The organism is Endoryza foliicola (genome assembly GCF_050589245.1).
GTDB lineage: Bacteria > Bacteroidota > Bacteroidia > Chitinophagales > Chitinophagaceae > Endoryza > Endoryza foliicola.
On record NZ_JBOBEW010000004.1, the window covers coordinates 240073 to 255890 of the forward strand.

General features: G+C 39.8%; 7 protein-coding genes and 2 tRNA genes. 8 read left to right on the forward strand and 1 reads right to left on the reverse strand.

Annotation, left to right across the window (positions count from 1 at the left end; translation table 11 throughout):
* Nucleotides 1-637: 637 nt before the first annotated feature.
* The 8 genes from dnaA (at nt 638) to ACQ2HE_RS10905 (ending at nt 14845) form a co-directional block, all read left to right on the forward strand.
* Nucleotides 638-2071 (forward strand): chromosomal replication initiator protein DnaA, encoded by a 1434-nt coding sequence (gene dnaA / locus ACQ2HE_RS10870; RefSeq protein WP_430899589.1) that lies wholly within the window; start codon nt 638-640, stop codon nt 2069-2071.
* A gap of 161 nt (nt 2072-2232) precedes the next feature.
* Nucleotides 2233-2326: transfer RNA gene (locus tag ACQ2HE_RS10875), tRNA-Ser, on the forward strand.
* Nucleotides 2327-2341: 15 nt separating this feature from the next.
* Nucleotides 2342-2415 (forward strand) — tRNA-Pro (locus ACQ2HE_RS10880).
* Nucleotides 2416-3208: 793 nt separating this feature from the next.
* Nucleotides 3209-6046 carry an FAD-binding and (Fe-S)-binding domain-containing protein gene (locus ACQ2HE_RS10885; RefSeq protein ID WP_430899587.1) on the forward strand — a complete coding sequence of 946 codons (2838 nt, stop codon included), beginning with the start codon at nt 3209-3211 and terminating at the stop codon, nt 6044-6046.
* A 629-nt stretch (nt 6047-6675) separates the two neighbouring features.
* Nucleotides 6676-9876 (forward strand): SusC/RagA family TonB-linked outer membrane protein, encoded by a 3201-nt coding sequence (locus ACQ2HE_RS10890; protein ID WP_430899585.1) that lies wholly within the window; start codon nt 6676-6678, stop codon nt 9874-9876.
* A gap of 12 nt (nt 9877-9888) precedes the next feature.
* A complete protein-coding gene (locus ACQ2HE_RS10895; RefSeq protein WP_430899583.1) occupies nt 9889-11481 on the forward strand; it encodes a SusD/RagB family nutrient-binding outer membrane lipoprotein in 1593 nt (530 codons plus the stop codon).
* Between the two features lie 347 nt (nt 11482-11828).
* Nucleotides 11829-13895, forward strand: coding sequence for a beta-N-acetylhexosaminidase (locus ACQ2HE_RS10900; protein WP_430899581.1), 2067 nt, complete (start codon nt 11829-11831; stop codon nt 13893-13895).
* Between the two features lie 83 nt (nt 13896-13978).
* Nucleotides 13979-14845 carry an AraC family transcriptional regulator gene (locus ACQ2HE_RS10905; RefSeq protein ID WP_430899579.1) on the forward strand — a complete coding sequence of 289 codons (867 nt, stop codon included), beginning with the start codon at nt 13979-13981 and terminating at the stop codon, nt 14843-14845.
* 112 nt (nt 14846-14957) lie between these two features.
* Here ACQ2HE_RS10905 and ACQ2HE_RS10910 read toward each other — a convergent pair whose 3' ends face one another.
* The gene (locus ACQ2HE_RS10910; protein ID WP_430899577.1) at nt 14958-15812 is read right to left on the reverse strand and encodes a fumarylacetoacetate hydrolase family protein; all 855 of its coding nucleotides are present in this window, start codon (nt 15810-15812) and stop codon (nt 14958-14960) included.
* Nucleotides 15813-15818: the final 6 nt, after the last annotated feature.

Below are 15818 nucleotides of genomic sequence, written 5' to 3' on the forward strand. Positions count from 1 at the left end.
TGGATGAAACTGGGGTAAATGGGGAGTAGAAACACGTAAAAAAGTGGTAGTTAGGGGTTAACAAAATAAGACTTCCAAAACCTAATTTTCGTTAGTTGAAAACTTCAAAAACTAGGAGAAAAAAATATTTCAAAAAAGGTTCTTGAATCGATTTGTTTGTTACCTTGAGCGCGATGGTATATCAATCCGAAAATGTGGATGGTTCGAATAATGGATTGAGTTGTATAAGGAAAAATTCCGAAATACAATAGTTGAATATTTTTTTTGATGAAGATTTTTTTCGGATTCAATCTTTACCCCTATTCAAGGCTTCCTTTCTTTAGTAGCAAACCTGGTTAAATGCAGAGTGGTGGCGGTTTCTGTCGTGGAAAAATTTTATTTTTCGTGGAACAAGAAATCGAATTTGTTCAAAAAAAGGTCGAAAGACTGAATGAAACAAAGCGATTGATTTTTTCAAAAAAATGTTTTTCACAAACAGTCAAAATAAGGTGAATAAAAAATTTTTTTTTCGAATAAAAATTTTGATATTCGCCCCCCTGCAACATTTTTTTGCAATGTTTCAAGCAGTAGAAAATCCTTTGGAAAATCCGTAAATACACAACCTTAATAAAGAGCATTTTAAACTGCTTATAGAATAATGGCTAAGACACTAGAAAAAGTTTGGAGTAATTGTTTGGATGTTATTAAAGACATTGTGGAATGGCAGCATTTCAAGACATGGTTCGAACCAATTAAGCCGGTTGAATTAAAAAGTAATGTTTTAGTAATTCAGGTACCCAGTCAGTTCTTTTATGAGTACTTGGAAGAGCATTATGTAAATTTATTGGCAAAGACTTTGCGGAGAGTATTGGGTAAAGAGGCGCGTTTGGAATATCGGATCATGGTAGACAGTGGAAATCATCAGAACAAGCCTTTAACGATGGACGTACCTGCATATGGGTACAAAACTTTTGCAAATAACGAAATGGACTTTCCTTTAATAATAAATAATCCGGTTAAGAATCCGTTTGTGATTCCGGGCTTGAAAAAGATGCAGATCGATTCTCAGTTGAATCCGATCTACACTTTCGATCATTTTATTGAGGGAGATTGTAACCGCGTGGCTCGCAGAGCCGGAAAAACGGTAGCAGAGAAGCCGGGTGCCAGTTCATTCAATCCACTCGTGATATATGGTGGTGTTGGTTTGGGCAAAACCCACTTGGCGCAGGCCATTGGGAATGAAACCAAGCGTTTGCACCCGAATAAAGTGGTATTGTATGTGAGTTCTGAGAAATTCATCAATCAATTCCAAGATCATAGTAGAAACAATGCTATCAATGATTTTATTCATTTTTACCAGTTGGTAGATGTGTTGATCATTGACGATGTACAGTTCTTCAACAGAGCTGAAAAGTCGCAAGATGCATTGTTCGCTATCTTCAACCACTTGCATCAGAGTGGTAAGCAATTGATTTTGACTTCTGATAAAAGTCCAAAAGATTTAGAAGGTGTTCAGGAGCGTTTGCTCAGTCGTTTCCGTTGGGGTTTAAGTGCTGACTTGCAATTGCCCGATTACGAAACCAGAATTGAGATTTTGGAGCGTAAGATGAAAAACGACGGCTTGGACATGCCTAAGGAAGTAGTAAAATACCTGGCTTATAATATCAGTTCGAATGTACGCGAATTGGAAGGCGCATTGATCTCATTGTTGGCACAATCTTCGCTTAATAAGAGAGAAATAGACCTTGATTTGGCAAAACGCGTGCTTAGAAATTTTGTAAAAACCAGTAGTAAAGAGATCACCATCGAAACGATTCAAAAGATGGTGTGCGAGTACTTTGATGTACCGTACGACAAGTTATTGCAGAAGACCAGGAAGAGAGAGATTGTACAGGCGCGTCAGATTACAATGTATTTGGCAAAAGCGTTCACAAAGAATTCCTTGAAAACTATTGGCGAACACTTTGGCGGAAGAGACCATACTACGGTAATTCACTCTTGTCAAACGGTAAAAGATTTGATGGATACCGACAGTACGTTTAGAGAGAGTGTGATGGAATTGCAACAAAAAGTTCAATTGGCCGCTATGTAAGGCCTAAAGAAATAGAGGAATCCCGATCACAAAAGTGGATCGGGATTTTTTTTAAGAATAGTTCAAAAAAGGATTGGCGATTTGTAAGAGATGGCTTATTTTTGCCGTCCCTTAAACGGGGCTTGGTTGATTATCAACCATTTCAGCAAAAACACTCAGACGGTGAGGTGGATGAGTGGCTGAAATCAACGGTTTGCTAAACCGTCGTACGGCCTTAAAGCCGTACCGAGGGTTCGAATCCCTCCCTCACCGCCAGTTTTTGATTAGGTACGGGAAGTAGCGCAGGCCGGTAGCGCATCTGGTTTGGGACCAGGGGGTCGCAGGTTCGAATCCTGTCTTCCCGACAACGTACAGAGCGCCTCTTCGAAAGAAGAGGCGCTTTCTTATTGGCTAGGATTAGAAGGAGGAGGTTGATTAGGGCTAGGATTAGAAGGAAGAGGTTGATTAGGGATAGGATTACCATTGTGGGCTGGAATGGATTTATTTGAACAGAAGTCACTCTACTTTAAAATAGGGTATGATTGAATTTTAGGTCCGCCGTCGATTAATTGTCTAGGATTAGAAGGAGAGGAACTTGATTAGGGATAGGATTACGTTTGTGGATTGAAATGAGTTAATTGGAATATTAGCCACTCTCCGTTAATATAGGGAATGATTGAATTTTAGGTCCGCCGTCGATTTATTGGCTAGGATTAGAAGGAAGAGGTTGATTAGGGATAGGATTACCTGTGTGGGTTGGAATAAGAAAATTGGAATACTAGCAACTATCCTTAAAAATGAGGAATGATTGAATTTTAGGTCCGCCGTCGATTTATTGGCTAGGATTAGAAGGAGGAGGTTGATTAGGAATAGGATTACCATAGTGGGGTGGAATAAACTTATCGGGAATTGATCGCCTTATTCAATTTCTACATATAGAAGTATTGACCTTCAGGTCCACAGGAAAGGTTTGGAGAGAGGGGATTTGTAGAGGAGCACTTTGGTGGCGATTGTATACTGACTTTTGTATTCAAACAGATTTTGTTGGTGCACTGAAATTTAGTCAACACAATCAAGCATAATCAAGAGAATTCTTATTCATCCTAGAAGAAAAAAATTAATTTTAATGCATTAAGATGCATGAAGTCGTGTGCTTCCATGATCGATTTTTTTGATATGATAGCAGCGTTGAATACGATCATTCCAAAAGAAAGAATTCGAGATCGATATATTGATTTGGTGTCGTTTGCGGCGGATGCCGGATTTTATTACTTGCTTCCAAAGGCAGTGGTGCTGCCGGTTTCCGAAGAAGAAATCATACAGTTGTTTCAGTTCTCTTCTGAGAAAAATATTCCCATCGTGTTTCGTGCAGGAGGAACTTCGCTTTCAGGGCAGTGTATTACGGATGGTATTTTGGTTGACTTAAGTCAGTATTGGAAAAAATGTACCATTGAAAACCAATCTCAATTGGTTCGTGTGCAACCAGGTATCACCGGCGCAATGGTAAATGCCTATCTTAAAAAGTATCAACGAAAAATCGGTCCCGATCCGGCGAGTATCAATGCTGCTATGATGGGTGGCATTCTCTCCAACAATGCCAGCGGAATGTGCTGTGGTGTTGCTCAGAATTCGTATCATACCACACAATACATTCGCTTTGTTTTACCCGATGGTAAACGTTTCTCAACGGAACTAAAGGACGATTACACACGTTTTGAACAAGATTGTTCCGAGATCGCGCAAACACTGCTTGATATTAAAGCGCAGATTCATTCAAACACCGCCCTCTTCGATAAAATCAGAAAGAAATACCAAACCAAAACCACCGTTGGGTATTCATTGAATGCTTTTGTTGATTTTGAACATCCACTCGATATTCTTGCGCACTTGTTGATAGGAGCGGAAGGTACCCTTGCTTTCATTGCTGAAGCAGTGATGCAAACGGTTCCCGACTATCCCCATAAAGCTACTGCATTGTTTTACTTCCCCGATATCTACGAAGCATGTAAAGCAATTCTGCCTTTGAAAGATGCCGGAGCCATGACGGTTGAATTGATGGACCGAGCTTCACTTCGCTCAGTAGAAGCAATGGAAGGAATTCCTCCCATCATAAAAACACTTCCCGATACTGCTGCGGCTTTATTAGTAGAATTTCAAGAGTCCTCAAATCAAGTTTTGGAAGAGCGCGTATCGAACTGCCTGCAAGTAGCCTCGGCATTTCAATTAGTGCAAACTCCTGAATTCACAACAGATACTGCAATTCAACAATTCTATTGGAAAATTCGTAAGGGAATGTTTCCCGCAGTAGGTGCAGTTCGGGCGAAAGGAACCACCGTAGTATTGGAAGATGTGGCTTTTCCTGTTGAAAGCTTAGGCGCTGCCATTCACGATCTGCACCACTTATTCAAAACATACGAATACCATAATGCTATTATTTTCGGACATGCCAAAGATGGAAACATCCATTTTGTGGTAACCCAAAGTTTCAATACACCGGAGGAAATTGACCGATACGATCGATTTATTCAAGATGTTGTATCACTGGTAGTAAACAAACACAATGGTACTTTGAAAGCCGAACATGGTACCGGTAGAAACATGGCACCATTCGTTGAAACTGAATGGGGTGAAGAAGCTTACGAGATCATGAAGCGATTGAAACAAGTGATCGACCCCCGTAACTTATTGAACCCCGGCGTAATCATAAATGAAAGTAAAGATGCACATATACAGCATTTAAAAAAACTTCCCGTTGTAGAGGAAGAAGTAGATCGATGCATTGAGTGCGGGTTTTGTGAACATGTTTGTCCGAGTAGAGATTTAACAGCTACACCTAGACGAAGAATTGTGATCAGACGTGTGTTGGAAAATTTGCGCCAAGAAGGTAAAACAAGAGAGTACGAGACTTTGCTCCAGCAATATCAATACGATGGAACGGATACTTGTGCGGTAGATGGAATGTGCGCCACGGCTTGTCCGGTAGATATCAATACGGGCGATTTGGTAAAGCGCCTTCGCAGAGAGAATCATTCGGCTGCGGCCAATAAATGGGCGCTTCGAGTGGCCAAGCATTTTGGAAAGGTTGAATCAGTTGTAAGAATAGGTTTGAAATTGGGATCCGGTGTCAATGCCGTTTTTGGAAAAAAAGCCATGGTGAGTTTGACCAAGGGGATGAAGAAGATGGTTCCAGCAATGCCTTTATGGTCGGAGCAATTGCAAGCTCCTCCTTCGAAGTTGAGAACAGGAACAGTTGTAAAACATTTAGAGCGAAGAGGCAGTATTGTTTATTTCCCCGCCTGCATTTCTAGGGTGATGGGAAAGTATTCGGGTAAGGATAAAAACTTAATGGAGACTTTCTTGAGTATCTGTAAAAAAGTGGGAATTGACGTAGTGATACCCGAGAACATTCACGGTTCTTGCTGTGGTCAGATCTTTTCCTCTAAAGGATTTGGTGCTGCTTATCAATATACAGCTAATAAAACCGTTTCACAATTATGGGAGGTGAGCAAAGAGGGTGTTTTGCCAATTGTAATGGACGTGAGCTCCTGTACCTATACCTTAAAGCACTTGCGTTCTGTATTGAATGCGGAAGACCAAGAAAAGTTTGATAAGCTGACAATTTTAGACAGCGTTGAATTTTTAAACAACAGTGTATTGCCTATTACAGGTCCGAAACCTTTGAATCGCTCAGTAGTACTGCACCCGGTTTGTAGTTTGAAAAAGATGAAAACGGATGGAATGTTTTTGAATATCGCCCAACATTATGCAACACAGGTAACAGTTCCGCTGACTGCCGGTTGTTGTGGTATGGCGGGAGACCGAGGCTTTTTGATCCCCGAATTAACGGAAGCTGCTACCATGGCTGAATCAATGGAAGTGAAGCAGCGCAAGTATGATGGTTATTATTCCTCAACTAAAACTTGCGAAATCGCAATGTCGGAAGCGGTTCAACAGAATTACGAATCGATTTTGTTTTTGGTGGATGAAGCGATATAGTGAGTTGTAGGTTTTTAATTGGTAAGTTATAAGTTGGTCTCGCATTGCGAGACTTTTTTTTGAGTAAACGAGAAAAGATTTATTGTGGTGAGCGGTAGGTACCGCTGATATGCTGCTTTATTTTGGTTTGGAATATGCAGCACATTGCCAAGATGAAATGATTTCAATAGTGAATGAAAAAACTACATACATCTCAATTATCAATATTTGATTTTTTGATCATAAAATGGGAGAAATTAGACAAAAAAGTACAAGAACCAAGGCCAAAAATACAACACTACTCCTTCTGAATGCAGTTCAATGAACATTGAACATCCTATCAAATTCTTTTGAAATTATTGTTGGTATTGGATTTCAGCGTTATGTTTTAAAATTGGCGAACTCCTTTGATCGATTGTTCAACATGCGATTTGCATTTTTTTTCGCAAAAAATACAAATGTTAAAAAAGTATACAAAGTCATTTGATTATTGAATTTTTATAGAAAATGACATTGATAAATTTGAATCAGTAAGTGCTCTTGTTGTTTTTGTCAGACATAATCCGTGCTTCTAAATTGAAAGCAACACAACCCATTTAACAGCGGAGTGAATCTCTGTTAACCGTTTAAACAATCAAATACTAATGCTTATGGCTCAGAACAAGCAGGTCAGATTTCCGGTTACGAAACTGAACAGAAATCTACTCTTTTCCTGTTTTCTTTTCACCAGAAAATTGAGTTTGGGATTGCTCTTATTATTGAGCACAACACTTTTATTCCCAGTTCAAACTTTGATGGCCCAAAGTGGCAAGACCATTTCAGGTAAAGTTATTGACAAAACAACAGGACAAGGAATTGCCCGTGTTTCTGTTGTAGTAAAAGGTGAGAAGAAAGGAGTAACCTCCGGCGAAGACGGAAGTTTTTCAATCAGTGTAACTTCAAGCACTTCAACGCTCGTTATTACATCAGTTGGTTATGAAACCATAGAATGGAAATTGGACGGCACTAATGCAAACCTTACGATTTCATTGGTTCGTCAGAGCAAAGAGTTAGGAGAGGTGGTTGTTACGGCCTTGGGTATCCAGCGGACAGCTAAATCCCTTTCTTATTCTACCCAAAGAATAGCAGGTGATCAAATCAATGAAGTTCGTGATGCAAACTTCGCCAATACCTTAAGCGGCAAAGTGGCGGGATTGAACATTACTTCTAGTGCGAATGGCCCCGGTGGAGCTACCCGCATTGTTTTAAGAGGTAACAGATCAATTCAAGGAAACAACAATGCGTTAGTAGTGGTAGATGGTGTTGCTATTGATAACTCTACGCCTGCAGGTCAAGTTCGTGATGACGCGGGCAGTGGATTTGGCGGACAAAGCGGTACTGATGGTTTGTCGAGTATCAACCCCGACGATATTGAAAGTATCAACGTGTTGAAAGGTGCAGCAGGTGCTGCTTTGTATGGTAGTCGTGCAAACAACGGTGTAATCATAATTACTACTAAAAAAGGCAAGGCGGGCAAAATGTCGGTTAATGTGAATTCCGGTATTACGATGGAAACTCCAATGTCGCTACAGGAATTGCAGAACACTTATAGTCAAGGTGCCGGTGGAGTTTATTCTACTTTAACGAGCACGAGCTATGGCGCAAAGATTGCCGGGCAGCAGGTTACAGATTACCATGGTAATTCAGTTTCGTTGCAAGCCTATCCAAACAACGTAAAGGACTTCTTTAAGACAGGTATGAGTACAAATAACTCAGTGGGTGTAACTGCAGGAAATGAAAAGGTACAGTCTTATTTTTCTTATGCAAATAGTTTCATTAATGGACTAGTACCTGCCAATAGTTTGTCGCGCCATACTTTCAACGCGAGAATGAATTTCAATATCAGCGATCGTTTGAGCGCTGATGCGAAAGTGACCTATGTATTACAGAATATTTATAACAAACCCGGTGTGGGTGGAGATGGTTTGGTAGCGGCCAACCTTTACCGTATCCCACGCAGTGTTAATTTGAGCGAGTATCAAAATTATAAGACAGTTATTGGGGCTGTTGAAAAACCATACTATTGGACTAGTTCAGATCCGGTGTACACCAATCCTTATTGGACTGTTTACAATGGTCATCACAATGAAGAACGTAGTCGCGTAACAGGATTGGTAACTGTTAAATACAAATTAACCAATTGGTTGACGGCACAAGCTCGATTTAGTAATGATAGTTATAACGACTTTATTACTCAGTCGTACGCAAACAATACCCCCAACTATGCGAGAAAGGCCGGTGGTTACTTCTCTGAAGAGAATGACTTTGTTGCAGAACGTAATATGGATTTCTTGTTAAGTGGTAACAACGATATTACTAAGGATCTGAAAATTACGTATAACATTGGTGCATCCGACTTGGTTCGCAAATTCAGGGTTAGAAAGAGTATTGCCGACGGGTTGAACATTAACAATAAGTACGATCTTCGTTTTGCATCTGCATTAACATCCAATACTTCGAATGCAAACAGAGAGTTGCAGTCAGTATATGGAACTGCTCAATTGAATTTCAAAGACTATTTGTACTTAGATGTAACGGCTAGAAATGATTGGTCGAGTACATTGCCTTCTCCTTATTCTTTCTTTTATCCATCAGTTGGTATTACTTCGATCTTGAGTGATATGATGAAGATGCCAAGTTTTGTTGACATGGCTAAAGTGAGAGCTTCCTATGCCCAAGTAGGTAACGATGCGGATCCGTATTTGATCAATCAAACGTATAATTATGTAACCGGGAACTATGGAGGCTACATCACTAGCAGCTCTATCAAATCAATTTCAGATTTGAAACCGGAATTGACAACATCATTCGAGATTGGTACTGAGTGGAGATTGTTTAACAAGTTGGGTATTGACCTTACTTTTTATAAATCGAACTCTAAGAATCAATTGTTGAAAGTAGCGACACCTGCGTCTTCCGGATTTTCGAGCGCATACATCAATGCCGGTAACATTCAAAACACGGGTGTAGAAGTGATGTTAAACTACAAAGCTATTTCTACAAATAAGTTTACTTGGGATTTAGGGCTCAACTATGCGTATAACCAAAGTAAAGTGATTACACTTGATCCTTCAATTCGTTATATCTATTTGGGGTCTACTTCGAATGTTCGCACCGCTACACCTGTAATTAGAGAAGGCGGGGAATTTGGTGATTTGTATGGATATAAATGGAAGCGCCTGAACGGTTCTTATGTTGTGAATGATAATGGTGTTCCTGTACGAGAAGACACTGTTTCTAAATTAGGGAACTACAATCCTAAAGTGAGCATCGGGTTTACAAATACTTTTAAATATGGCAATTGGACTTTAGGTCTTTTAATTGATGGCAAGTTTGGTGGTGTTATTACTTCAGGAACGGCAGCACAGTTTGCTTATGCGGGTACTTCGAAAGTTACCGATCAATATAGAGATGCCAGTTCATGGACATTGCCTGCTGTAAAGGCAGACGGAAGTAAAAGCACTACTGCTATTAATGCAGAGAAATTCTGGCAAACTGTAGCGCAAGGCGATTATAGTTGGGGTGAGTTTTTCACATATGACGCTACCAATGTTCGTTTGCGTGAATTATCGTTGGGCTATGAATTTAAAAGCCTCCCCGCTTTTATTAAGTCAGCGCGATTGAGTTTGGTAGGAAGAAACTTGTTCTTTATTTATCGTGGAAGCTCGATTCTTGATATCCCTGGTATTGGTAAAAGGAAGATGGACTTCGATCCTGAGGTTAGTTTTGGTAACAGTAACTACCAGGGGATTGAATACTACAATCTTCCTTCTTCGAGAAGTCTTGGCTTGAATCTTAAATTATCATTCTAAAACAACTAGCATATGCTTCGTATAAAAAGTATAAAAATGAATCTATTGAATACCGGCATTGCGGTGATATTGGCCTCCTCTTTACTAGTGGGCTGTACAAAGAACTTCGACAAGGTAAATACTGATTCCAATTCTTTGAGTAGTGTTGGAAGCAATGAATTTCCTTATATGTTTTCTTATGCATTGCAAGCTCCAACTCTTAGTCCAGACAACTTTGAAATTGGAGAAGGGACAATTGCGTCAGTGTATTCACAATTCTTTTCACAAGCAGCACATTCTTTTCCTACCGACAGGTATGTGGTAGTTCAACCTTGGATGCCAGCTTGTTGGAATCCGGTTTACATTTCTGCAGCACCGCAGTTGAAAACAATTATGGCGAATACTGATGTGAATTCTGCGGAAAACGCATTGGCAAATGTATGGTGGGTATGGATGTTTCATAGGGTAACTGACTACTTCGGACCAATCCCCTATTTTGAAGCAGCTTCTGGTAAAACGTCAATTGCTTATACACCTCAAGATTCGGTTTACTATGATTTCTTCAAACGTTTGAGCAGTGCTGTAACAGTACTGAAATCGCATACAGGTGAGAAACCATTTGGAACCTATGATTTGGTGTATGGTAAAAAAAGTGATCCGGTTTCAGCGTGGATCAAGTTTGCCAACACACTCCGTTTGCGTTTAGCATTGAGAATTTCTAAGGTGAATCCTACATTGGCAAAATCAGAAGCAGAAGCCGCTGTTGCCGCAGGAACCATGGATACCAATGGAGATGATGCTTATATGCCTAAGAACAAAGTGTTTTACAATGAGTTCAATGGGCTAGCTGTAACTGCAGGTTGGGACGATATTCGCATGAGTGCTGCAATGGAGTCAATTTTAAAAGGCTATAATGACCCACGGTTGGCTATCTACTTTCAACCGGCAGTAGCCACAGGTGAATATGCAGGGGTAAGAAATGGCTTGTATACTTCTGAAAAAATCATCGATGCGAATTCCCGTTTGTTCAATTCGAATTTGGGTACTCGTTGGACTTATTGGGATCAAAATATCAGTGATTGGAAAACCAATTACGATGTTCCGTTTGATTTAATGCATCCGGCAGAAGCCTATTTCTTAAAAGCAGAAGGAGCGTTGAATGGGTGGAATATGGGCGGAACTGCGCAGGCATTTTATGAGCAAGGAATTCGAGTATCGATGGCCCAATGGGGAATAACAGATGGTACTGCAATCAGTAATTATGTTGCTAGCACTGCTACTCCGGTTGCTCCAAACGACTACTTCAATTCTCCTGCAGTAAACAATTATCCAATTAAGTGGAGCGCGGATGCTAATATGAACCGAAAACAAGTTGCACAACAAAAGTGGCTGGCCTTATTCCCTGATGGTATGGAAGGTTGGGCTGAAGTTCGCAGATCCGGTTTTCCTGAGTTGTATCACATTATTCATAGCGATAATACAGATATCACTCCCGATAAATTTATCAGAAGAATGCCTTTCCTTACCACTGAGGCACAAACCAATACTGCAGCTGTTCAAAAAGCAGTTAGTTTGTTGGGTGGACCTGATAATGTATTAACACCATTGTGGTGGGATAAAAATTAAGAGCACTATTCCAATGACCGAAATAGCCTTGCTTTGAATGGATACTTCGTTTTCTTTCTTATAATGGCTAATTACGGACTTAAAGGGCAAATAAAAAGACGTGACAATAAAAACAATGGTTGGTTAAAAATCAAAACAAGCGTCGATTTTTTGCAGGCTATGGTCTGGGATAGTATACATATGTAACTTGTATTTTTTAAGTGTTGTGAGCGGATGTTTCTTCAATGAGTACAGTCCGCTCATTTTTTTTGATCAGATTGCAAAAAAAGAAAGAGATTTGGAAGAACGGCAATCAGTTTCTAGCACTAATCTATTAGCTTCCATTATTCAATTCAGTTGTTTCAGTTATGAAGTATTTGATTTTAGTAACGCTGTTTTTATTGTGTGCTTCAGGTGTGATGGCTCAAGGGCATTCTCTGATATTTCCTACACCTCAAAAGCTGAGCTATAGAGAAGGGAAGCTGTTTTTGAAAAATATAACTATTTACACTAATCCCAAATGGAGTGCCGAAGAGAGATTTGCAGTAGAAGCCCTAAAAACGAACTTGGTCACTGCATCTGGCTTACCCTTGAAGAAGGCTCTGAATCCAACACAGTCAACGCTTTCAATACTTGTGAAAGCAGGTGGTGGTTTGCTTCCCACTCCGAACGAAAATGTAAAAGGGGATCGGGAGGGATATTCTCTTGAGATCACGGAAAAGGGAATTTCGATTACCGCAACTACGAGTACCGGTTTGTTTTATGCAGCACAAACCATTTCACAATTGGTGGAGGCGTGGGGGCAGGAGGCTTTTTTGCCCTTTGTTTCAATTCAAGATCAGCCTGTATTGCCTTATCGAGGGGTAATGATGGATATGGCACACGGTGGTTTGCCAACCGTTGATGAAATAAAAAAACAAATAGATTTTTTATCGAGGTGGAAAACCAACCAATATTATTTCTACAATGAGGTAAGTATTGAAATGAATGGGTTTGACGATCTAAACTATAAGCAGGGATATAGTCAGGCTCAAATGAAGGAGATTATCGAATATGGGAAGCTGCGCCATATGGACGTTGTGCCATTCGTAGCTTTTTATGGTCATTTGCATGATTTATTAAAAAAGGAGCGGTATTCAAAATTGGCTATCGGCAATTTTGGTCACGAACTAGATCCTAGGAACCCGGAAGTAGGGAGAATTTTAAAAAACTGGATCAAGCAATATGTTGAGTTGTTTCCGAGTGCATTCGTTCATATTGGATTTGACGAAACATGGGAGACAAACAGATTGCGAATTGAATCTGATTCCTCTATTCATTCAGAAGAACTTTGGTTGCAGCATTTGCGCGTTATAACTGATGAGTTTAAGAGTTATGGAAAAACTGTAATGGCATGGACCGATATGACCAGTTATTACCCTGAGCTCATGAATAAATTCCCGGAAGATGTAATTCCTGTTATTTGGGAGTATTCTCCCGATACAGCTGCCTTGCACCATTATTTAGATCCCATTTTGAAAGCAGGAAAGAAATTCATCATTCAACCGGCTGTTTCCGGATGGGGGCATATTTATCCGGCTGCAGCGTACACATATGATAATATTGATTTGTGTATTCAAGAAGGTATGAAGAATAAAACAAAAGGCTTCATTACTTCGGTGTGGACGGATGCAGTAGAGCCATTCGTCCGGCCATCTTGGAGCTTTATGGCTTATGGTTGTGCTACTGCGTGGAGCGGAAAAGAGGCCAATAGGAATCAGTTTGAATCTTGTTTTGGGAAGGTATTGGTGCCCAACGCCGGAGAGGCGTTGGTAAAAGCCAATGCTTTGATGGCAGAATCTGTTGATCTGTTGTATACCTGTTTAGGAAAAAATACCGGCAATATGCCCGGCGGAACCATTATTGAGAGTTGGTCGAATCCATTCAATGAATACTACCTTAGTATTACAAAAGAGAAGGAAGCTGTTTTTCGGTTGGTTCGTTCAAAAACCGAGGAGGCCAGTGATTTATTGATTGGTGCAATAAAAAAGAGTAATGGTTGGCAGCAATCTTACCTTGAAAGTATGCGTGTAACGGCAAATCTACTTCATTATGAAGCCAGCCGTTTTTTATGGGCCCATGTAATGTGTACTAGATGGGACAAGGCAATGTTAGAGACCAAGCGCAATAGTTTTGTATTCTATGATTTGGGGTACATCTGTCATGGACTTGTGCAAGACATGATGGATGAATTGGGAACCTTAAAAGAAGACTATAAGAATGCTTGGCTTTCTGAAAACATGAACTATCGCTTGAATACTATGATGGGTCGGTTTGACGTGGAAATGGGGCTTTGGCAAAAGTTATTATTGAAAATGATCGATCATAGAATTAAACATGCAGCAGATGAAGTAAGTACGAAACCGTTTGCGCAATTGTTTAATCCCGATTTTTAACAGTTTTAAGAAGTTTCATTTCAGTGAAACCCAATGAATGCGTAAATTAGATAAGATTCAAAACTACAACTACTTAGATTGATATGAAGCCGCAGTTACATAAGTTGGTAGCAGAACCTGACTCTTCCTTCGTTTATAAAAGATGGGAATGTAATTATTTTGACAAACCTTGGCATTTTCATAAAGAATACGAGCTGACTTTAATAAAAAGATCTGAGGGAACTCGGTTTGTTGGAGATCAAGTAAGTTTATTTCAACCCAATGATCTTGTGCTTATTGGCCCCAATATTCCACACTTATATAGAAACAACGAAGAGTACCATAAAGATCCTCAGTTGGTTGCAAAGTCGATCTTTATACATTTTACAGAGGAGTTTTTAGGAAAGAATTTCTTTGATTTACCTGAGTTTAAGTTAGTAAAGCGTTTGTTGAATCGCTCCAATTTGGGATTGGTGATTCAAGGAAGTACTGCAGATTATGTAGGCGATAAATTAGAAGAAATGCAGTACGATGAGCCGGTAAAAAGATTGATGAAATTGTTGGATATTTTGATCACAATGTCTACAAGTAAAAATTTAACCAATATTTTATCGCAAGAGTTTACCGTGAATAATAACAAAGATGCGGCGAGAATAGATGTAGTATTTCAATTTATTATGAAGAATTTTAGGAATGAAATTTACATAGAGGAGATTGCTTCAAAATTGAACATGAGCGTAGGCTCTTTCTCGCGTTATTTTAAACACCATACTCGTAAAACATTTTCCAATTTTGTTACAGAGATTCGGATCAGTCACGCATGTCAAATGTTGATCGAAGATCGGCACAGTGTTTCTGAAATCAGTTATCTAACCGGATTTGAAAACCAATCAAATTTTTATCGCCATTTTAAAAAGTACACTTCTATTACTCCGAAAGAGTACAAAGCTCGGTTCTTTGGTGAAGTATAGGAATGGAAGGGGTAGACAACAGAAACGTAGAGGAGATTGAAGTTTGGGAAAGATAAAGTAGTATAAAAAAGCGGCACTTCAATTTGGCCGCTTTCTTATTAAAGGAAAAGGATTAGATCATGGTGTTAACAGTAGACCCAATATTTTCGATGGATACTTCTACTACATCGTTTGGTTTTAACCAGGGTTGTCCTGTAATTCCCATAGCAACTCCTTCGGGTGTTCCGGTGAGTATCAAGTCACCGGGTTCTAATGTAAAATGCTTAGACAGATCTTCAATGATTTCGGCCACATTAAAAATCATGTCCGCAGTATTAGAATTTTGACGCAGCTCACCGTTCACTTTCGACTGTAAAGCCAGTTGTTGGGGATCCCCAACTTCATCTGATGTAACTACATATTTTCCCAAGGGTAGAAAGTGATCCAAAGATTTGCCCATCAGCCATTGACTGGTTCTGAACTGCAGGTCACGACATGACAGGTCATTTGACACGCAATACCCTAATACATATGACAGCGCTTCTTCTTTTGAAACATTTTTCGCCTTTTTCCCGATCACAACTCCGAGTTCTACCTCATAGTCGAATTGCACGCCAACTTTGCCAAGCTCTACATCCTTGCCATAATCGACCAAGGTATTATTATATTTGGTGAATACAACAGGAATGGTTGGAATGGCCATGCCGCTTTCAATTGCATGCTTTCTATAATTGAGTCCGATGCAAATAATTTTTTGCGGGTTCGGGGTGCAGGGACCAATGGCTAGAGAAAGTTCAGTTTTGTAGAATTGTATTGGTGCATTTTGCAGCGCATAGTTCAAGGCCTCCAAGTGATGAACTGTTATCGGATTTGTAGCAAATGGTTTAAAACCATTTGCTGTGCGGTACAAGTCAATATCAAGCACTCCTTTATCTGTGGCAATACCAAGCTTCAAGGCTCCATTTTCTCTGAAATATAAAATCTTCATGAATGA

What these genes read in the sequence shown, in the direction of transcription:
- dnaA (WP_430899589.1), top strand. Translation starts at nt 638, where the DNA reads ATGGCTAAGACACTAGAAAAAGTTTGGAGTAATTGTTTGGATGTTATT.
- ACQ2HE_RS10885 (WP_430899587.1), top strand. Translation starts at nt 3,209, where the DNA reads ATGATCGATTTTTTTGATATGATAGCAGCGTTGAATACGATCATTCCA.
- ACQ2HE_RS10890 (WP_430899585.1), top strand. Translation starts at nt 6,676, where the DNA reads ATGGCTCAGAACAAGCAGGTCAGATTTCCGGTTACGAAACTGAACAGA.
- ACQ2HE_RS10895 (WP_430899583.1), top strand. Translation starts at nt 9,889, where the DNA reads ATGCTTCGTATAAAAAGTATAAAAATGAATCTATTGAATACCGGCATT.
- ACQ2HE_RS10900 (WP_430899581.1), top strand. Translation starts at nt 11,829, where the DNA reads ATGAAGTATTTGATTTTAGTAACGCTGTTTTTATTGTGTGCTTCAGGT.
- ACQ2HE_RS10905 (WP_430899579.1), top strand. Translation starts at nt 13,979, where the DNA reads ATGAAGCCGCAGTTACATAAGTTGGTAGCAGAACCTGACTCTTCCTTC.
- ACQ2HE_RS10910 (WP_430899577.1), bottom strand. Translation starts at nt 15,812, where the DNA reads ATGAAGATTTTATATTTCAGAGAAAATGGAGCCTTGAAGCTTGGTATT.